Below are 19,518 nucleotides of genomic sequence, written 5' to 3'. Positions count from 1 at the left end.
TCCCGAACGTGTTTATTTAATGAGGAATTTGAATTTGTCTATATTCTTCAATGCGATACCGGTACCTTTGGCCACAGCGTGCAACGGGTCGTCTGCTACGTGGAAAGGAATATTGATTTTGTCCGTCAATCGTTTGTCGAGTCCTCTCATCAATGCGCCTCCGCCGGCTAGATAAATACCGTTACGCACAATGTCGGCATACAGTTCGGGAGGCGTCTGTTCCAATGCGCTCAGAATGGCTGCTTCCATCTTCGAGATGGATTTGTCGAGGCAGTGGGCAATCTCCTGATACGAGATCGGAACTTCCATCGGCAGAGCGGTCATCTGATTGGGGCCGTGCACCACAAAATCTTCGGGCGGGTTTTCGAGCGATGTCAAGACCGAACCGACATTGATTTTAATCATCTCCGCCGTACTTTCTCCCACTTTCATGTTGTGCTGGCGGCGCATGTATTCCATAATGTCGGCCGTCAGGTCGTCACCGGCTATGCGGATCGATTTGTTGGACACGATTCCGCCCAGCGAGATCACGGCGATTTCCGTCGTTCCTCCGCCTATATCGACGATCATGTTACCTTCCGGAGCTTCCACATCGATTCCGATACCCAAGGCGGCGGCCATCGGTTCGTAAATCATGTACACGTCGCGTGCGCTGGCGCGCTCGGACGAGTCGCGTACGGCGCGTATCTCCACTTCCGTACTGCCCGAAGGAATACATACAACGATGCGGAGCGGCGGAGAAAACCAGCGGTTCTTGAACTTGATCATTTTGATCATGCCGCGGATCATCTGCTCAGCGGCGTAAAAATCGGCGATCACTCCGTCGCGCAACGGACGAACCGTTCGTATGTTTTCGTGCGTCTTTCCGTGCATCTGTCGTGCCGTTTCTCCGACGGCGATCACCTTGTCCGTGCGCCGGTCCAGCGCTACGACGGAAGGCGCATCGACTACAATTTTACCGTCGCAAACAATGATGGTGTTGGCTGTTCCCAGATCGACGGCTATTTCTTGTGTGAAAGAGAATAATCCCATATCTCGTTATCTTTTTAATGTCTTTTTAATGCTGTTTTTTTAATGTTTGAAATGGCGGACGCCGGTCTTCACCATTTTCATTTCGTGAGTGTTGCAATACTCGACCGAGAGGTGGTCGTTGACCGATCCTCCGGGTTGTATCACAGCCGTGATGCCGGCTTTGTCCGCAATTTCCACGCAGTCGGGGAAGGGGAAAAAGGCGTCCGAAGCCATGACCGCATCTTGCAGGTCGAAGCCGAAGTGCTTGGCTTTCTCAATTGCCTGTTTCAACGCGTCTACACGCGAAGTTTGCCCTGCCCCGTTGGCGCAAAGCTGCTTGTCCTTAACCAGTGTGATAGCATTCGATTTGCTATGCTTCACGATTTTGTTGGCAAACAAAAGGTCTGCTTTTTCCCGTTCGTCCGGTGTCCCGTTCGTCAGCGGTTCGAGGTCTGCTTCCGTCTGAATACTCAGGTCGCGGTCCTGTATGAGCACGCCGTTCAATAGCGAACGGAATTGCTCTGTTCGCTGCTCTTTTTGCTTCCGCAGCAGAATGATGCGGTTCTTTTTCTGTTTCAGTATGTCGAGCGCATCCGTCATATAATCGGGTGCAATAATGACTTCGAAGAAGATTTTGTTGATTTCTTCGGCCGTTTCACAGTCGATGACTTCGTTTGTCACGAGGATACCTCCGAAAGCCGAGACGGGGTCGCCGGCCAGCGCGTCCGTCCATGCCTGAAGCAAGGTCGGGCGTGAGGCTACGCCACAAGCGTTCGTGTGTTTGAGGATGGCGAAAGTCGGCTCGTCGAATTCGTCGATAAGCGACACCGCTGCATCGATATCCAGCAGGTTGTTGTATGAAATTTCTTTGCCGTGCAACTGATCGAACAACGCGTCGAATTTTCCGACAAACACTCCTTTTTGATGCGGATTCTCACCGTAACGCAGCGGTTTGGCTTCATGGAGGGCGCATCGGAACGCCGAATGTTCGTCTCCGTCGAAATAACGGAAGATGGCCGTGTCGTAAGCGGACGAAACGGCAAAAGCTTCTTTCGCAAACCATCTTCTGTCTTCGAGTGTCGTTTGCGCTCCTTTTTCGTCGAGCAGGTGCATGAACGGCTTATATTGAGCCTTGGAAGCAATAATCACAACATCCCGGAAATTCTTCGCGGCCCCGCGGATCAGCGAAATACCGCCGATGTCGATTTTTTCGATAATCGCCTCTGTATTGGCTCCCGATGCCACCGTTTCTTCGAACGGATACAAGTCTACAATTACCAGATCGATGCTTGGTATTTCATATTTCGAAAGTTGTTGACGGTCTTCTTCTTCTTCACGGCGCGCCAAAATACCACCCAGGATTTTAGGATGGAGCGTCTTTACTCGTCCGCCCAGAATAGAAGGGTAGCCTGTCAGAGTCTCTACCGCTTCGCAAGGAAGTCCTAACGACTCAATAAAACTTTGCGTACCGCCCGTGGATACAAATTCGACTCCCTCATGATGAAGCTTCTTTAAAATATCGTCTAATCCGTCTTTATGATAAACCGAGACTAACGCTCGTTTAATTTTTCTACTGTCTGTCATTCTACTAATTGGCGTCTATCTTTTTCTGTTTTTCGAAAAAGTCGCACAAAAATATTGATTTATTTTCATATAGCACTATAATGAAGGCCGAAAAAGCGTAGAAAATAGTCAAAATATATATTATCTTTCTTTCTTGCATACCAAGAATATGGAAGGAAATGCATCGCTGTCGTATCGCACTTGTGGCTTTTCAGCTTATTCGGAAACTTTTTCTATCTTGCCTCTAAAAAAGACTTCTCCCGATTTCTTCTTCTTTTTATATTCTGTGTGTATATGTATATAAATGAGGATAAAAATAATATCCGGCAATATTTGTTGTCGACAACTTGTTGTATCTATTTTATTAATTTGTTCATAATCTTGATCTTTGGTTGACATGCTCCAGATGGTCACAAGCATTTTACGTGCTATGGCTACCTGCACCTTCATCCTGTGCCGTAGAAAACATTTTCATGTCAACACCTGCTTCTGCTATTATGGCAGCGGCACTTCTTTTTTTACCCCGCTGAATGTGCTGAAGATATTTCATCTGGCTGGAATAATGTATGTTGCAAATCTCAGTTATTTTCTTTTGACATTCTTTCTTATGCTGGTCGAGTATCTCGATTTCTTCAAGCGAAATTCCAATGATATGAGCATCTACCTGGGTGGTCCTCCCGTGAGTGCGACAAACATGGTGTCCTTTCCGTGTCTGTTCAATGCCCTGCCATGCATATGTTTGAATCGTTACTCTGCATCGGCCACCCTTTGGGTTATCGGACGTGCAATCATCCTGTGCTTTTAGTATCTACGGTGGATACCGGATTTCGAAAGCGATACATAAAGCGCTAATAATAATGAAGAAAATATCACTATTTTATTTTCTGTATTGTCGTTGTTATCATGGTAACGCACAAGATACGGAATTTTGGTTTGTTGCACCTACGCCGATGCAGAGAGGGCACAATCAAAATGCTGGTTTCATTTTTTTGAATGGTACTAATAGTACGGCGAATGTAAAAATTCATTTTTTCAAGGCCGGATGTGATACGAGTCGTGGCGACTTTTAAATCGACCGAACTGGTAGCCTGTCTGTACTCTATAGCCGAAGATATTCATCCTGTCGCAGGTATTGTGCCGAGCTTATACAGTTATACAGTCTTGGACAAAGAGATTTATTTTTAGTTTTAAAAATTTAAATTTAGATAACGGCCGTCGGGATGATGGCCGTCTTTGCTTAGAGGACGGCCAACCGGAAGTCTGAAACGTCTAAAGTCGTTGGCACGCGATGAGGCATCATCTTTCTGTAAAATTTCTTTTCTTCTTGTAAAAAAAACGGCGAGAAGACGTTGTCTATACCGAATATGTTATTACCTTTGCACCCTGATTTACATATAGAAAAGAACAACTGAAAAAAGATGGAAAATATCAGCTATGCTTTAGGGTTAAGCATTGGTAATAACTTTCGTGCTTCGGGTATCAAGGAATTGAATATGGACGACTTTCTCAAGGGGTTGAACGATGTTTTCTCCGAAGCGAAGCCGGCTATCAGTTACGACGAGGCCAAACAAATTCTCAATGATTTTTTTATGAAATTACAGGCTGAAAAACTTGAAATGAACAAGCAGGCCGGTGCAGAATTTTTACGTATCAACAAAGAAAAGGTGGGTGTGGTGACACTGCCCAGTGGTTTGCAGTATGAGGTGTTGAAAACAGGCGATGGAGCCAAGCCGAAAGCTTCTGACAAGGTGAAGTGCCATTATCATGGGACGCTTATTAACGGTACTGTGTTCGACAGTTCCGTGCAGCGCGGCGAACCGGCAACGTTCGGCGTTTCGCAGGTAATTCCCGGATGGGTCGAGGCCCTTCAGTTGATGAATGTAGGCTCCAAGTGGCGTCTGTTCATTCCTTCCGAACTGGCATACGGTGAACGCGGAGCCGGCGAAACGATCGAGCCGAACAGTACGCTCGTGTTCGAAGTTGAGCTGCTCGATATTGTATAAGATTAGAATTGATAAATAGAATAAAAATTGTAAGAAAATGAAGAAAGTAAGTGTAGTAATGATGGCGGCCGCAGTAGCCGCAGGAATGGCAGTAACCTCGTGTAATCAGCAGGGTGGAGTAGCAAATGTAACACTCAGCGCTCCGATCGACAGTGCGAGTTATGCGTTGGGTATTAACATCGGAAGTAACCTGAAGGAAAACTTTAAAACGTTCCCCGGCGAAAAACCGGTTAATCACGATGCTTTTATGAGCGGATTGATGGCCGCAATGAAAGACTCGGCAGCCATGAAGATGACACCTGAAGTGGCTCAAACGTATGTGAACGACTATGTCATGAAGATTCAGCAGACCGAGGCTGAGGCCGAATTGAAGGCCGGTCAGGATTTCCTCGCAGCTAATAAAACGAAAGAAGGCGTTATTACGACCGAGAGTGGACTGCAATATAAAGTAATTACCGAAGGTACAGGCTCAAAACCGACGGCTGAAGATCAGGTAAAATGCCACTATACGGGTAAACTCCTTAACGGAACCGTATTCGATAGTTCGGTACAGCGTGGTGAACCGACGGTATTCGGTGTCGGTCAGGTGATTCGCGGTTGGCAGGAAGTGCTGCAATTGATGCCCGTCGGATCGAAATATCAGGTGTGGATCCCGTCCGATTTGGCATACGGTCCTAACGGTGCCGGTCAGATGATCAAACCGAACGCAACCCTCGAATTTGAAGTAGAGTTGCTCGAAATCGTGAAAAAATGAGAATCGTACGAGTCATAATCGCAAGTGTTGCAGCCGTCGGAATGATGGCTGTAACGTCTTGTAATACGACGAAAACCGTTGTCGCTCCTCCTGTTCCTCAGGAACCGGTAATGATTTCGGAACTCGACACGGTGAGCTACGCGTTGGGAGTGAACATCGGCATAAATTTGAAGGAGAATTTAAAAACATTCCCCGACGGGCCGGTCAATATGGAGGTCTTCACCGATATTTTGGTGAAAGCGCTGAAAGGCGATACCACTCTGATGATGAATTCGGAGAATGCGCAGAATCGTATTCAGCAATATGTCATGGCAGTGCAGCAGCGTGAAACCGAGGCCTTGAAAGCCGAAGGAGAGAAATTTCTTGCCGAGAATAAAACGAAAGAAGGCGTTGTGACAACCGAAAGCGGCCTGCAATATAAGGTGCTTGCGGAAGGTTCGGGTGCGAAGCCGACCGAAGTCGATCGGGTGAAAGTACATTATACTGGTAAATTGCTTGACGGTACCGTGTTCGACAGTTCCGTACAGCGTGGTGAACCGACGACTTTCGGGGTTACGCAGGTAATCCGAGGATGGCAGGAAGTGTTGCAACTCATGCCCGTGGGAGCCAAATATCTGGTGTGGATTCCGTCCGAACTGGCATACGGCGCCAATGGAGCAGGTCAGATGATTAAACCTCATGCGACGCTTGAATTCGAAGTAGAGCTGTTGGAAATCATCCAGCCCGAGCGCGCAGAAGACGCTGAAAAGTAAACACTCGTACAGAGAAAATAAAAGGGAGCTACCTCAACAAAACGGGTAGCTCTTTTTTTTGTAGTTAAGCGGTGAAATATTTTTTAGCTTTCGATTTACGAATCCGAAAGATTTTCGTGTACTTTTGTTGCCGTGAGTTTTTTGAGAAGTCTTCCTTCAAACTTTCGAATAACATGATTAAACATTAAATAACAGATAAAATGAAAAAAAACATTTTCCTTCTTGCTATTGCGTTTCCGACGTTACTCTTTTCGTGTAATTTGCAGCAAAAAAACACAAGAGAACAGATTTATGCGCAGATTGAGCTGGGGAATCATACCGTCGCAAGAGAACTGATCGATCGTATCATGCGGAACGAGCAGCTAACCGAAGAAGAGAGAAAGGCTTACTCGTTTACCCGTGATTCGTTACACCGAGTAGAGCTGGACTTCCGCAAGACAAAGGCCGAAGTGATTGATTGGATCGAAACGAATGGCGGATTCATGCCTTCCGACTCGCTTTTGGAGGCATGGGAACAGTCGAACGTGTTGGAATATCGGACGATTGACGGAGAGAAGCGTTATTTCCGCAACGCGGCCCCCAATATTTTCCGGGTAGATGCCGCGGCACGAGCCCTCTCGAAGAAGGCCGCGCCCCGGTCGGATACACCTCGCGATTCGCTCCTGATCGATGCTTTCACGCATAAAACGGCAACCGGTACGAAAGGCAAATACCTGCTTCCGAAGAAAACCATCCGTCTGCATTACACGCTCACGGTCGAACCGAACGCGGTGCGCGACGGTGAAACGCTGAAAGTATGGCTTCCGTTTCCCCGAAAGGACGTCGAACGGCAGACAGACGTAACACTGTTGTCGACGACGCAGGAGGCATATACCTTGTCGGACGACCGTACGGTTCATACAAGTCTGTATATGGAACAACGCGCGCAGAAAGACCAACCGGCCGTCTTTGGTTTCGAGGCCGAAGTGACGTCGCGGGGCGAATGGTTCGACTTGTCGGAAATCGTGGTGAAGCCCTATAACGAAAGAGATGAACTGTTCACGACCTACACGGCCGAACGAATTCCGCATATCCGTTTTTCGGAGCATCTCCGACGATTAACCGACAGCATCACACGCGACGCGCGTACGCCGGTCGAGATGTTACAGGCCGTTTACGCCTATATCACGGCTCATTATCCGTGGGCAAGCGCGCTGGAATATTCGACGATTGCCGACATACCCGCGTATGTGCTCAAGAATCGTAAGGGCGATTGCGGGCAGGTGGCCTTGCTGCTGATCACCATGTTGCGTTATAAAGGGATTCCGGCTCGCTGGCAGAGCGGATGGATGACGCATCCGGGAGAAGTGAATCTGCACGACTGGGCCGAAGTCTATTTCGAAGGTACGGGATGGATACCGGTCGATGTGTCGTTCGGACGCGGCGGGCCTGTAGCGATTGCTCCCGGGCGATTCTTTTTCATGAGTGGCATCGACTCGTACCGGTTGTATGTCAATTCGGATTATTCGGGCGCGTTCTATCCTCCGAAAGAGTTTCCGCGAAGCGAAACAGTCGATTTTCAACGAGGCGAAGTGGAATCCCGCCACGGAAATCTTTATTTCGACCGATGGGATTATGATATGGAAATCACGTATCGGTAACTAAAAAAACGTATCTTTGTCATCATGTAGAATTAAAAAACAACAGGAACCATGAATAGAATCAACAGAAGAACAGCCATCAAGACGGTATTGGCCGGCAGCGCGGCGCTTGCGACCGGCGGTGTGGAAACGATGGCGCAGACAAAGCGGAAAGACCGGACAGCGGCCAAAAAAGAATCCCTCAAAGGAAATATCCGTCACTCCGTAAGTAAATGGTGCTTCGGTGATTATCCGCTCGACGAGTTTTGCGTGATATGTAAAGACCTCGGCATCGAGTCGATCGAACTGTTAGACCCGAAGGACTGGCCGGTCGTTCAGCGTCACGGTCTGACCGTAGCCATGGCGCAGGGAGCCGGATTGGGAATCGACCGAGGATTTAACGATCCGTCGTTGCACGACGAACTTGTGGCGAGCTACGAGAAAGTAATCCCCATGGTGGCCGACGCGGGGCTGAAAAACCTGATTTGTTTCTCCGGACGGCGCAACGGCGCGACCGATTTGCAAGGATGGGAAAACTGCGCCAAAGGCCTCCGGCGTATCATGCCGACCGCCGAAAAACACGGCGTAACCGTGTCGATGGAGTTGCTTAACAGCGTAGGCCACAAAGATTATCTGTGCGACCATACGGTTTGGGGCGTGGAACTGTGCCGGCGTGTCGGGTCGCCCAATTTCAAGCTGCTTTACGATATTTATCACATGCAGATTATGGAAGGCAACATCATCGACAACATCCGCAAGTATCACGAATATATCTCCCATTTTCATACGGGAGGTAATCCGGGACGTGCCGAAATCGACGAAACGCAGGAGCTTTACTATCCGGCCATTATGCGGGCACTGTTGGAGATCGGGTATAAAGGTTTTGTCGGGCAGGAATTCGTGCCTAAACAACCCGACAAAATCGCTTCGCTCGAAAAATGTATCCGCATTTGCGATGTGTAAGAAACAGCACGATTGTATTTATTCATAACCCATTAAACTATCCGTACGAATGAAACCGATTACTTTATTTTATCTGGCCAACTGTCCGTTCTGCAAAAAAGCGGATGCGGCCATCAGCGAACTTCAAAAGCAAGACCGATACAAAGACATTGAAATCAACCGGATCGAAGAATCCGTACATCCCGAAATTGCCGACAAGTACGATTATTACTACGTCCCGACTTTTTATATCGACGGAAAGAAGGTGCACGAAGGCGGTATTTTTCCCGATGAGGTGAAGGCGATTTTAGAAAAAGCATTGGAGGCATAGCAACTTGGATCCTCCGGAGAAGCTAACGCGCCGCGATAAGCTCTCCCGCTACGACGGGAGATTCCCAAGCATTGCGCTAAGCTTTCTCGGCGCGACGGGAGATTCCAGAGCGTTGCTCGGAGATGTTCCGTTGCGCCGATTGATTACAAAACGTTGCGTTGCGATTTTTGCGAGATGATGACAGGGAACTTTCTTTTTTCACCGACAGATAAACGTCCGTACGACCCCGTCTTCCGGTTCGGCCATGGTGACGGTGAAGCCTTTCTTTTCGAGCAACTCGATCAGCGGAACAGGCGGGAAAGGGGTCAGCAGTTCCATCCATTTGCCGGCCTGCAAGCGGTCGGCTTCGTTCAGTACGAGTTCTTTCGGGTGTTTGCCTTTTTCGAGTACGGGGCGTACATCGAGGGTAAAAGCGATCGCCGCGGGCGCTTTTCCGGTCAACGGTGCGCGGGCACTTTCGCTTCCGATCAGCGAACTTTCACCCAAAGCCGGTTGTCCCGCCGCCCGCCGCAGCGTATCGATCATCTCTACGATACTCACATTCCCTACTTTGGCCGCCTGCCGGAGCGAAGTGACTTGAGCGACCGTGCGGCGCAGGACGGGATTCTTCAGCGCGGCGAAAGCGGGAGAGAACTGAAGGAGCAGCTCCTCCAGTTCGGGATAATGCGTCAGCAGCTCGCCCACCTTTGTGTCCGGCGTAATCGGCGGTTTATTTTTGCGCATAAGACAAGAGCCGTTGATCGCCTTCGAGCCGACGAAGTTGCGTAATATCCTGCGTTACTTCCACCACACCCAGATAGTCGCCGTTCTTGTTGCGCACGGCGGTGTATTCGATGTAGATGAAGCGTCCCATGAAATTCGAGAGCCAGAAGACGGCCTTGTTCTCTTTGCCGCTCTTGAAATCGGTCAGAATCTGTTCGACGATGTGTACGCTTCCGGGCGGATGACACATGCGCACGTCGCGTCCGATGATGGAACGGTTACGCTCGAATACCCGGTTGGGGCTGTGCGAGAAGAAACCGACTTTATCATCCTTGTCGACGAACGTAATGTCGATCGGCAGATGGATGAAGAGCGCTTCCAACTCTTCGATGCTGAACAGGCCGGACGAGAGGCGGATGGCATCGGCCGTGACGTATTCCTGCTTCTCGATCTGTACGCCGTCGGGTTTCCACTCCTCGGCAGGGTCGAACAGGCAGTATCCGAATTCGGGCGTTTCCTGATAAATCTTATACCATTCTTCATCGGTAAACGTATCCATCGTCATGGGTAAGAGAATTTCTTCTTCTTTCATGATCATGCCGGAAATCATCTCGATGGCCGGATCGAGCACAAGTTGTACGGTCGAATTTAGTTCCGCGGCGCTTTGGAAAGGACCGGCCAGCGCTTCGAAGGCGCCTTTGAGCAAGGCGCGTATCTCGTCGTGTTTGCCCCACATCACCTTGGGAGGTCCCGTGATTTGATGCTTTTCCAGATATGGAAACACGAGGTATTCTTTTCGTTTGTAATGCTTGTCGATGTCGGCCAGACTGTTGAAGACGGCGCGCAATTTCAAGGCATGGTCGGCCGCCTGCGCGTCGGTCAGTTGTCCGGCTTCGTTCTTCAGCGCCTCGTACCGGTCGAGCTGTTCGCGGATGGCACGATTCTCACGCTTGAACGTATCGACGGGATGTCCCGCGGGGACCGGCTTGGCGCCGCGCTGGTCGATGCTTCCGTCGAGTACGGCTGTATGCAGGTCGCAAAACGCGAGAATTTCATCTTCGCTCAATGCGCTGCTTTCAATCAGCTCCTGTTCTACTTCCACGACTTCGTTATACGGAATCGATTTCAGTACGTCCACCAGACGGTTGCGCAATATTTCGGGGTTGTCTCCTTCGTGTAGCCGGAGGAGCAAATGCCGCAACATCTCTTTGCGTTGCGACGCGTTATTGATGAATTCACTCATGATTTTTTTCTCGGATATTTAAACGGGTTTGTACTTCTGTCAGCGGAAGAGAAATATTTATTCCTCACCTCGGATCATTGTTAATAACATCTTGAAGCGTTCAATGGCCTTCAGCGCATGCGGGCGATGGGCCGGCATGATGATGCAGTCGCCTTTTTTCAACACGTGCGGCGCACCGTCGATGTGTATCTCTGCTTCCCCGTCGAGCACCTGCACGAACGCGTCGAAGGGTGCCGTATGCTCGCTTAATCCCTGTCCTTTATCGAACGAGAAAATCGTGATGTTTCCCGCCCGGTTCTTTGTCACCTGTTTACTGATCACGCCGCCTTGCGTGTAATCGACCGAAGCCTCGAGCGCTATTACGGTCGCTTTGTCGAAAGTTGTCATTGTATTCATTTTTATGATTCGTTTACGGCAGCAAAGATAGCCCGTCCTTTACCCTGAAAATGTAACCTATGTGACAGTTGGGCGGATATTTCGAGAAATTCGGTTTAAAAAACGATAAAAAAAACAGATGCCCCTCTGAAAAGGTAGGCATCTGTTTTTGGTTTTGCATCAGAATCCCGGAGTCGTCTGCTTGAGCAGTTCATTCGAGGTCAACTGATTCTTGGGGATCGGGAAGATCGTGTTGTCACGCGTGTCAGCCGGTTTATCCCACCATTCGTTACCGTAACGTTTCCAGCGGATCAGATCCGTACGACGGTGGCGTTCGCCCAGAAATTCGCGTCCTAGTTCGTCTACAAATTCATCTTCTGTCAGTTTGGAGAGGTTGCTTTCGTAGCTGTTGGCAGCCCATTTGTCGGCCGGGAAGTTACGCTTGCGCACGGCGTCGAGCATTTTCGCTGCCCCCGCTTTATCGTTCTCACGGAACATGCACTCGGCTACAATATAGTACATCTCTGCCAGCCGAATTTCGGCCACCCAATTGTTCTGGAATAAATTCTTGCTTTCCGGTAACCACGGGAATTTTATCAGGCGTACTCCCGAATTTTCCTCACCCGTATTGACATGCGAGCCTTTCGAGACTCCTTCGGCGCCTTCCGAAAAACGGCCTACTTGGTCCACATAATTCAACGGCTTCCCATTGTATTCTTCAGTACCGTTTACTTTCTCCTCGGTGAAGCCATACCCTTTTTGGGAATCGAAGGCATACTGTTGGCCGATCAGGAAGAACCCGTCGTAGGTGCCGTCGGCATTCGTGCGGAATGGCTGTTTGCGCAGGTCGTCATCACTGAATTTTTCGTAGGGCTTGCCTAACTTGTAGGCATACAGTTTGCCTTCCAGATCGCGCGAAGGCGTCAGGTGAATACCATTCCAGCCTCCCCATGTGTTACCCAGCGAGTAACGTGCCTGATAGTGCATCATTGCATTATACATGAATCCAAACTCATAGACGTTTTTCTTATGCGGAAACACCCACAGATTTTCCGGCGAACGTCTACCGCTCAGTCCATCGGAGAAAGGTCCACGATAATCGTCGTCGAGCTTGCACGCTCCGTACGTACCGTCAATAATGTCTTGCGCTACCTTGCGCGCATCGGCATAGCGGTTCTGACCGATCCAAACTTCGGCATTCAGATATAACCGTGCCAGCAAGGCCGCCCCTCCTGCTTGCCCGAAACGTCCTGCCGTCGTTTCTTTCGGCAGTGCGGGAATACTTTCCTTCAGTTCTTTTTCAATGTAGGCAAACACTTCTTGCGGTGACGATTGTCCTACTTTCGTCTTCGTATCCATGGGGATCGGAACGGAGCGGAAATAGTCAATCAGAAAGAGATAGAACCAGCACCGTAACGTGCGTAACTGCGCGATGTAATTTTGCTTGTCGGCATCGGTCAGACCATATTTGACAAAGTCAAGCCCCGTGAAGTCGGCAATATAATTCGTACACTGTCCGATACCTTGATAGGGCCCTACCCATCCGCCGTTGATAATTCCTTCTTCTTCTGTCCACGTATGTCCGTGAGCACGTATCCACTGGCCTCCGTCGTAGCCGTGCTTCCCTTTCTGTGTCCATACAAACTGATCGGCCGTCAGCTCCTGCAAAATCCAGCGGGCGCCGTCCCAGCCGCACCAGTGTCCGTGTTCGAAGGGACGGACAAGAGCAGCCTCAATCGAATTTTTATCCTGATAATAATTTTCGGAAGCAATGTTCGAAAATATCTCTTCTTCCAGATTCGTACATGCCAGGGCAGCCAATCCCACACCTGCGATCATTAATCCTTTACTTATATATTTTTTCAACATGATAATTCTGTTTTATGAGATTAGTATGAAATTTGAATACCGAACGAAAGGTTCGTCGTAGAAGGATACACATCCAGATTCCCGATACCCGGCTCCAGCCCGACGATATTTACCCCTGCCGGATCGATACCGGAATATTTCGTCAAGGTAAATACGTTGCGCGCCGTGGCATAAATACGCAAGTTCGAAATGTATTTACAATCGACTTTCGGCGTATATCCTAATGTAATGTTATCGAGTTTAAAGTAGTCGCCGTTTTCAAGGAAATAATCGACAATCTGCTTTTCTCCCTTGATTTCGGCATTGCGCGTATAGGCATCGCGGATCAGATTCACTTTGGGCTGAGCCGTCAGACCGTAATACATCTGATATAGATTGAGGACTTTATAATCGAATTTTCCACGGAAGAAGAGAGACAAGTCGAAGTTCTTATATGTAACGGTATGTCCCCATGATACTTCCCATCGAGGCATTCCATGTCCGAGCGGTACCCGATCTTTATCGTTTTTCTGCGAAGCGAGTTTCTTCTCTCCGCCAACAACGCCTTCTTTCCAAATCATGATTTCACCCTTTTCATTTACGCCGGCATACCGGCCACCTCTGAACGTACCGATTTCCATTCCTTCTCCGAGAATCTGTGCACGTCCGGGGTTACCGGGCGAAGGCAGATCATACACGTCGCGGTCTTCCCCTTTGAACTCGTCGTTCGACCATGAATCGATTTGTGTTTTAGCCCACGACACGTTCAGGTTTGTTGCATAACTGAATGTCTTTGTCTGAATCGCGTTGTAGTTAAGCATTAACTCTACGCCGCGAGTACTTGTAGATATCACGTTCGTGTACATTTTATCATGAAGATAAGGCGGTACGGATACATCATATTCATAGATCAGGTCATTGCCTTTGCGCAGGAAGAAATCAAGGCTACCCGACAGACGTTGTCCGAGCAGAGCATAATCTACACCGAGGTTATACGAGATCTGTTTCTCCCAATGCAGGTTCGCATTCGAATTATTCCCCGGTCCCCAAACCTGAATCCATTGTCCGTTCCGATCCAGATACTTGCCGAATCCGCTATACAGAGAAAGCGAGCGGTAGCGCGGGAAGCCCGAACGCCCCGTTTCACCGTACGACAGACGCAGTTTCAGATCATCCACGATCTCCATCTGCTGAAAAACAGGGAGACTGCTTAAACGCCATGCCGCCGAAAGTGCCGGGAACAATCCCCATTTATGATCTTTCCCGAACTTGCTGTTTCCCTCGTAACGTAGCGAAGCCATCAACAAAAGGACATCTTTATAATCGTAATTCAAACGTCCCAAAAAAGCGATATTCTTCTCTTTTTCTTTTTCCGACCACATTCCGAGTCGTCCTTCTTTCGTGTTCCATTGTCCGGTCCCGAGATTATTATACTTCAATGCATCCGATGGGAAATCCATATTTTCGGCACCATATTTTTCCCAGTTGAATTCCTGGTACGAATAGCCGCCCATTAACTTGATGTTATGCACATCCTGAACCGTTGTATAATAGTTCGTGATCCATTCGAGCGTGTAGTCTTCCCAACGTTCGGACTCGAGGCGTGCGCGTCCTTTGCGACTGTTCGAAATCGACTCCTGATGGGTAGAAGGATACCATTCGTAACGTTTCAGGAAACGTCCCTGACGCGCTACCTTCAACTCGGTATTTAAGTTCGAGAGCAAATTCAGGCGAGCTGTGAAATCGATCGTACTGTAATCGTTCTTGCCGAAGTTATCACGGTTTTTCAGCCTGTCGACAGGGTTCCATGTGTCAAATCCTTTCAAAAAGGTATATTTACTCGGATCTGCAGGGTCCATTACCGGAATGGTCGGATTGAGTTTGACGGCTTGTGAAAAAGCATTGTAGTCCGTGTAATCCTCTTTGGTTGTTCGATACGACAGGTTACCGACAATATTCAGTAACCCTTCGAGTGTCGTATGATTAAAGTTGGCGCGCACGCCATACTCCCGTCTGGCCGATGCAATGTCGATCGCGTTCTTGTCTTTGTAATCGGCCGAGATGCGGTAGATTGCATTTTCGCCCCCTCCGCTCAGTGAAATGTGATGGGTGTGTCCGAAATTGTTTTTACGGATCAGCTCGTCATACCAATTGGTACGAGCGCCACGGTCTTCGTCTCGTTTATGTTGCAAAAACTCTTCGGCCGACAGCACATCAGGCTTCCGGTATACTCTATCATGTTCGATATAAGTATCGTACGAAATAGATGCTTTGCCCGCTTTCCCTTTCTTAGTCGTAATCAGCAATACACCGTTTGCTGCGCGTGATCCGTAGATCGCTGCGGCCGAACCGTCTTTCAGAACGGTAATGGATTCGATATCCTGGTTTGCAATCTGGCGTAAATCGGCGCCGGGCATACCGTCTACAACTACCAGCGGAGCACTTCCACCTTTAAACGACGTAGAACCTCGTACCTGAAAGTTATCCATCGGATTGCGGTTCGGGTCGGAGATCGCATAATTCGAGATGGTTACTCCCGGTATTTTCCCGTCGATCATCTGTAGCGGGTTATTGGCTGCGCCTTGCAGGAAGTCTTTACTCGTCACGGTCGTTACGGCCGAAGTCAGGTTACGGCGCTCCTGCGTACCGTAGCCTACGACGACGACTTCATGTAGCGATGCAATGTCTTCCTTCATAACGATTTCAATCATCGTTCGGTTGTTTACCGGTATAGTTTCGGATTGCATACCAACGTATGAGACATGCAACTTGCCGTCCGATGATACATTGCTCAATATAAAGTTTCCATCCACGTCCGTAATTGTACCCATCGAGGTACCCGATACTTGAACCGAAACGCCGATTAACGGCTCTCCTTTCGCATCTTTCACATTACCGCGTACGGTAATTTGCTGTGCAAACACACTCGCGGGAAATGCCCATAACCAAATAAACATCGCCCACTTCATCAGTTGTAATGATTTTCGCTTTCTCATTCGTTCATTTTTTTAGACTTGTTAAACAACTTATTATTCTCAAAATATATGTTTTTTATGCTTTGTTTTTGTATACTTGTTATTTGCCGGTTGTGGAAGATATAGGCGATGATTGGCCGAAGGTGTACGATGGCGGAAGCCAATCACACAAGCGGCCGGAAATAAACAAGCGAATAAATTCGTAATCGAGGAGTAAAAGCTCAATATCGAATGGATCCGCAGCTTGTGATCTCTCCGTAGAGGAAAATAATTAAAGGAAACTAAAAGTAGAGAAGAAGGTTTGGAGTTATATAGTGTTAAAATGCCCCCCCCCTCCCTCGTGTTAATATTATATAACATCGCTAAGGGGGTATGTTTGCATGTCTTATCTGTCTGGCATGATTTAACCATTCGAATAACCTTCTTTTTGTATTTATCATGGTCCATACAAGATGTGAAAAACTGTTCCTGTATTATACCGACACAAAAATAAAACAGAACAAGGATATTTTGAAGAATTTTTTTATATTATAAAACATAGTTTTGACAACGAGCTGTTGTCAAAGTGGTTTTGAGAACAATTCGCATAAAAAGCACGAACCTTTGCTCGGTGACTTGGCGGTTCGTGCTTTTCTTTTTTTATAAACAAAGTCTTACTTCTTCTTCCGTTTCGGATTGGCAGGGAACCAGCCTTTTTCGACACGTTGGGCTTGTTCGAAAATCTCGATAATAGACCAGAAACACGAAAAAGCGACGACTCCCGCCAAAGTCGATAAGAAAATATGGTCGAGCATAACCGATACTCCCGTCAGCGCGAGTCCGGCGACTAAAAACACCCACCAGCAACCCGTGCCGAAATAATATTCCGCCTTGATAACGATCGGATGAAAAAGGCCGATGATAAGAAACGTTGAAATACCTGTTGTTAACCCCCAAAGGTTGTATGTAGTAAGAAATTCCATGATGATTTTTTGAAGTTTAAAATGTTATGTTAAGTTTGGCTCCGAACTGCATGGGTCTGCCTTTTTGCATGAACGACTTGCCGAAAGATTTGAAATAGAATGCGGAATAGTCTGTACCGGTCAGATTCCTTACCCATACATCGAACGAAACGATGCCTTTTCGCACACCGGCTTGTGCATGTACCGTCGCATAAAACTTCTGTGAAAGGTCGTTGTGTTCTGTCCAGTAAATATCTCCCGCGCCGTTACATTGTGCCGCTGCGAAGTATTGGTCAATCCAGCCATGTTTAAGTTGTTTGGCGTATTGCAGCCCGATACCGAGTGTATGACGCGGAGTGTATGGAATATAGCGGCCGGCAAAATCCGTACGTCCGTCGTGATAGTTGCGGAAGGTGGCGTGCGTGTAGCCGTAATTCAGATCGGCTGTGAGATTGTTCGTTAGAATGCCTCGTAACGACACCTCCGTACCATAGCTTTGAGCCTTCCCCGCATTACTCAGGATACGTCCGTGTCCGCTGTCCACAAACTTTGTAATCTGCAAATCTTCAATATCCATATAAAAGAAGGTGAGTTCGGCATGAAGGTGATTGCGTATCAGTTCGCTTTTTACTCCCAATTCGTAATTCCAGCTCGTTTCCGGTCGGTATGCAATCACATCCTTAACGGGCATAGGATCGATTTGGGGGATCGATGGCGTAAAAGCCCGAAATACGTTCATCATATCGGACTGCATCCGGGCTTGCATGATGTCGGCCGACATCTGTACATTGTATCCGCCCGTCTTGTATCCTTTCGAGGCCGAGAAGTAAGTCACTGTCCGGGGAGAGCATTCGTATTTAACCGATACCTTCGGCAATACCTGCCACAAGTCCGACGATACGGATTCGTCGATCACTGAGGCGGGATAAAGGCTGCTGATATCTTTCGGTTCGGGGATTCTGGGCGGCAGATGCATCGTCAGGTGCATTTTACCCTTGGCCTTGTAACGCAGGTCTTGTTTCTCGTAATCGAGTCGAACTCCCGCCGTCAAGGAAAGTCCTTTGATGAACAGATTTTTGTAGGTCGATTGGTGGTAAAGAGCGGCGCCGTACGAAGGCATGTCGAATGTGCTGGGCATATCGATTGCTTTGTCCGTGATAACGAGCGAGGGCATCTTCGGAGTAATTGCTTTGAGGCGGTCAAAAACAGGTTGCAGGTTTCTTTTGATGCCTTCTTCTTTATATTTGACCGGTGCTTCCGTACGCATGTCGGTATAAAATCCGTAGGCTCCGACCGACCATTGATAATTCTTTCCGGTTCGGCTTTTGAGAGAGAGTTCCTGGCTGACGGCATGCTGCTTCTGCAACTGGTTCAATACGAAGATCGAGGCCGGCGAAAAGTCCTGATCCATCTTCATATCGTCGTCGAAATACTGATAGCCGGTCGTGGAAGAAAGGAGAATTTTTTCCGTTTCGTACGTCAGCGAAAGATTTTGGTTGAGCATTGTCCGGCGATACGATGAAGGATCATTGATGTTGACTGCCGCTACTTTGCCTGTCGTTTCGTCGTATAGTCCGTAAGGAAATGCTCCTTGATCGGTATATTCGCCCGATAGAGAATAGAGCGCCTTCAGATGAGGATTGAGTTGCCAATGCAGTTTCAGGTGTCCGCCGGCTGTTTGCTCGTTGTCTGCTTTTTTTCCGGTGTACACATTCTCGAAAAAGCCATCTTTGCGGCTGTAATATGCTCCTATCGACAATCCGAACGAATCTCCCGGTTTCATATAGTGAGAGCCCTTAACACGAAGTTCTCCGTAATTCCCATACGAGAGCGAGAGCTTCGTCCCCTGATAATGGAGGGGAGAAAGCGTATGTATATTGATAATCCCTCCCATGGCATTACGACCGTAGAGGGTTCCTTGCGGCCCTCTCAATACTTCGATACGCTGGATATCCGGTAGTTCGAAATCGAACATGCTCTTGTCCGGATAGGGGGCATGATCGACATATAAACCCACCGTTTGACCGCTGCTTCGTGCTCCGACCCCTCGAATATAAATGGCTGATGTCAGTTTGGCTCCATAGTCCGATATATACAGATTCGGAACAAACGAACGCAGGTCTTTCAACGATTGCATTTGACGACCTTTTATCTGTAGGGGGGTAAGAATGGAAACAGCGCCCGGTAACGTACGCAGATCGTTCGTTTCCTTCGTCGACGAAGTGATGACCACTTCATCAATATTATACGTTTTCAGCGTATCGGGCTGAACCCTTTCTTTTTCCGCCCATACTGATTCCGCCGACATACCCATGCACAAAAGCCCCATTAGCCAATAAAATTTCTTCATCCTTCAACTTTTTTGAGTTGCAAAGGAATAGAAAAACCTTTGTCAAGGCAATCACTACATGTAGTGATTTTATAATGTTAAGTTGTTTATTTGTTGAAATATTTATTTG

At 48.2% G+C, this 19,518-nt stretch carries 15 protein-coding genes; 6 read left to right on the top strand and 9 right to left on the bottom strand.

The genetic code is table 11. The features are described 5' to 3' along the window. Positions 1 to 12: 12 nt before the first annotated feature. Together Q4A89_RS07335 and purH are read right to left on the bottom strand one after the other, a co-directional pair. On the bottom strand, positions 13 to 1,032 hold the full coding sequence (locus Q4A89_RS07335; RefSeq protein WP_303184620.1) for a rod shape-determining protein: 1,020 nt from the start codon (positions 1,030 to 1,032) through the stop codon (positions 13 to 15). Positions 1,033 to 1,071: 39 nt separating this feature from the next. Continuing rightward, the gene (purH, locus tag Q4A89_RS07330; RefSeq protein ID WP_303184619.1) at positions 1,072 to 2,595 is read right to left on the bottom strand and encodes a bifunctional phosphoribosylaminoimidazolecarboxamide formyltransferase/IMP cyclohydrolase; all 1,524 of its coding nucleotides are present in this window, start codon (positions 2,593 to 2,595) and stop codon (positions 1,072 to 1,074) included. 1,397 nt (positions 2,596 to 3,992) lie between these two features. On the opposite strand from purH, the gene Q4A89_RS07325 reads away from it, so the two are divergent. From Q4A89_RS07325 to Q4A89_RS07300, 6 genes are all read left to right on the top strand, one after another. Further along, the gene (locus tag Q4A89_RS07325) at positions 3,993 to 4,577 is read left to right on the top strand and encodes an FKBP-type peptidyl-prolyl cis-trans isomerase (protein WP_303184617.1); all 585 of its coding nucleotides are present in this window, start codon (positions 3,993 to 3,995) and stop codon (positions 4,575 to 4,577) included. Between the two features lie 37 nt (positions 4,578 to 4,614). Then, positions 4,615 to 5,331: an FKBP-type peptidyl-prolyl cis-trans isomerase gene (locus Q4A89_RS07320; RefSeq protein ID WP_303184616.1), complete on the top strand. Its 717-nt coding sequence runs from the start codon at positions 4,615 to 4,617 to the stop codon at positions 5,329 to 5,331. Beyond that, a complete protein-coding gene (locus tag Q4A89_RS07315; RefSeq protein ID WP_303184615.1) occupies positions 5,328 to 6,083 on the top strand; it encodes an FKBP-type peptidyl-prolyl cis-trans isomerase in 756 nt (251 codons plus the stop codon). The genes Q4A89_RS07320 and Q4A89_RS07315 overlap by 4 nt, the downstream gene beginning before the upstream one ends. A 200-nt stretch (positions 6,084 to 6,283) precedes the next feature. Next, a complete protein-coding gene (locus tag Q4A89_RS07310) occupies positions 6,284 to 7,723 on the top strand; it encodes a transglutaminase family protein (RefSeq protein WP_303184614.1) in 1,440 nt (479 codons plus the stop codon). 51 nt (positions 7,724 to 7,774) lie between these two features. Further along, positions 7,775 to 8,665 carry a hydroxypyruvate isomerase family protein gene (locus tag Q4A89_RS07305; protein WP_303184613.1) on the top strand — a complete coding sequence of 297 codons (891 nt, stop codon included), beginning with the start codon at positions 7,775 to 7,777 and terminating at the stop codon, positions 8,663 to 8,665. 49 nt (positions 8,666 to 8,714) lie between these two features. Then, entirely contained in the window at positions 8,715 to 8,975 is a 261-nt protein-coding gene (locus Q4A89_RS07300; RefSeq protein WP_303184611.1) for a thioredoxin family protein, read from the top strand. A 198-nt stretch (positions 8,976 to 9,173) separates the two neighbouring features. Here Q4A89_RS07300 and Q4A89_RS07295 read toward each other — a convergent pair whose 3' ends face one another. The 7 genes from Q4A89_RS07295 to Q4A89_RS07265 form a co-directional block, all read right to left on the bottom strand. Then, on the bottom strand, positions 9,174 to 9,698 hold the full coding sequence (locus tag Q4A89_RS07295; protein WP_303184610.1) for a DUF1858 domain-containing protein: 525 nt from the start codon (positions 9,696 to 9,698) through the stop codon (positions 9,174 to 9,176). Further along, the gene (locus tag Q4A89_RS07290; RefSeq protein ID WP_303184609.1) at positions 9,685 to 10,920 is read right to left on the bottom strand and encodes a DUF438 domain-containing protein; all 1,236 of its coding nucleotides are present in this window, start codon (positions 10,918 to 10,920) and stop codon (positions 9,685 to 9,687) included. The genes Q4A89_RS07295 and Q4A89_RS07290 overlap by 14 nt, the downstream gene beginning before the upstream one ends. Before the next feature lie 57 nt (positions 10,921 to 10,977). Further along, the gene (locus Q4A89_RS07285; protein ID WP_303184629.1) at positions 10,978 to 11,307 is read right to left on the bottom strand and encodes a cupin domain-containing protein; all 330 of its coding nucleotides are present in this window, start codon (positions 11,305 to 11,307) and stop codon (positions 10,978 to 10,980) included. A gap of 168 nt (positions 11,308 to 11,475) precedes the next feature. Next, complete coding sequence (locus Q4A89_RS07280; protein ID WP_303184607.1) at positions 11,476 to 13,164, bottom strand: RagB/SusD family nutrient uptake outer membrane protein; 1,689 nt, start codon at positions 13,162 to 13,164, stop codon at positions 11,476 to 11,478. Positions 13,165 to 13,184: 20 nt separating this feature from the next. Next, positions 13,185 to 16,139, bottom strand: a complete 2,955-nt coding sequence (locus tag Q4A89_RS07275) for a SusC/RagA family TonB-linked outer membrane protein (protein ID WP_303184606.1) — start codon at positions 16,137 to 16,139, stop codon at positions 13,185 to 13,187. Between the two features lie 632 nt (positions 16,140 to 16,771). Next, the gene (locus tag Q4A89_RS07270; RefSeq protein ID WP_303184605.1) at positions 16,772 to 17,080 is read right to left on the bottom strand and encodes a DUF4491 family protein; all 309 of its coding nucleotides are present in this window, start codon (positions 17,078 to 17,080) and stop codon (positions 16,772 to 16,774) included. Between the two features lie 16 nt (positions 17,081 to 17,096). After that, complete coding sequence (locus Q4A89_RS07265) at positions 17,097 to 19,409, bottom strand: TonB-dependent receptor (protein WP_303184603.1); 2,313 nt, start codon at positions 19,407 to 19,409, stop codon at positions 17,097 to 17,099. Positions 19,410 to 19,518: the final 109 nt, after the last annotated feature.

The sequence above is a fragment of the Tannerella sp. genome, from assembly GCF_030528505.1.
Lineage (GTDB): Bacteria > Bacteroidota > Bacteroidia > Bacteroidales > Tannerellaceae > Tannerella.
This window is presented reverse-complemented; position numbering and strand designations above follow the sequence as displayed.

Excerpts from the sequence above, each read along its gene's own strand:
- Q4A89_RS07335 (WP_303184620.1), bottom strand. The coding sequence starts at position 1,032 with ATGGGATTATTCTCTTTCACACAAGAAATAGCCGTCGATCTGGGAACA.
- purH (WP_303184619.1), bottom strand. The coding sequence starts at position 2,595 with ATGACAGACAGTAGAAAAATTAAACGAGCGTTAGTCTCGGTTTATCAT.
- Q4A89_RS07325 (WP_303184617.1), top strand. The coding sequence starts at position 3,993 with ATGGAAAATATCAGCTATGCTTTAGGGTTAAGCATTGGTAATAACTTT.
- Q4A89_RS07320 (WP_303184616.1), top strand. The coding sequence starts at position 4,615 with ATGAAGAAAGTAAGTGTAGTAATGATGGCGGCCGCAGTAGCCGCAGGA.
- Q4A89_RS07315 (WP_303184615.1), top strand. The coding sequence starts at position 5,328 with ATGAGAATCGTACGAGTCATAATCGCAAGTGTTGCAGCCGTCGGAATG.
- Q4A89_RS07310 (WP_303184614.1), top strand. The coding sequence starts at position 6,284 with ATGAAAAAAAACATTTTCCTTCTTGCTATTGCGTTTCCGACGTTACTC.
- Q4A89_RS07305 (WP_303184613.1), top strand. The coding sequence starts at position 7,775 with ATGAATAGAATCAACAGAAGAACAGCCATCAAGACGGTATTGGCCGGC.
- Q4A89_RS07300 (WP_303184611.1), top strand. The coding sequence starts at position 8,715 with ATGAAACCGATTACTTTATTTTATCTGGCCAACTGTCCGTTCTGCAAA.
- Q4A89_RS07295 (WP_303184610.1), bottom strand. The coding sequence starts at position 9,698 with ATGCGCAAAAATAAACCGCCGATTACGCCGGACACAAAGGTGGGCGAG.
- Q4A89_RS07290 (WP_303184609.1), bottom strand. The coding sequence starts at position 10,920 with ATGAGTGAATTCATCAATAACGCGTCGCAACGCAAAGAGATGTTGCGG.
- Q4A89_RS07285 (WP_303184629.1), bottom strand. The coding sequence starts at position 11,307 with ATGACAACTTTCGACAAAGCGACCGTAATAGCGCTCGAGGCTTCGGTC.
- Q4A89_RS07280 (WP_303184607.1), bottom strand. The coding sequence starts at position 13,164 with ATGTTGAAAAAATATATAAGTAAAGGATTAATGATCGCAGGTGTGGGA.
- Q4A89_RS07275 (WP_303184606.1), bottom strand. The coding sequence starts at position 16,139 with ATGAGAAAGCGAAAATCATTACAACTGATGAAGTGGGCGATGTTTATT.
- Q4A89_RS07270 (WP_303184605.1), bottom strand. The coding sequence starts at position 17,080 with ATGGAATTTCTTACTACATACAACCTTTGGGGGTTAACAACAGGTATT.
- Q4A89_RS07265 (WP_303184603.1), bottom strand. The coding sequence starts at position 19,409 with ATGAAGAAATTTTATTGGCTAATGGGGCTTTTGTGCATGGGTATGTCG.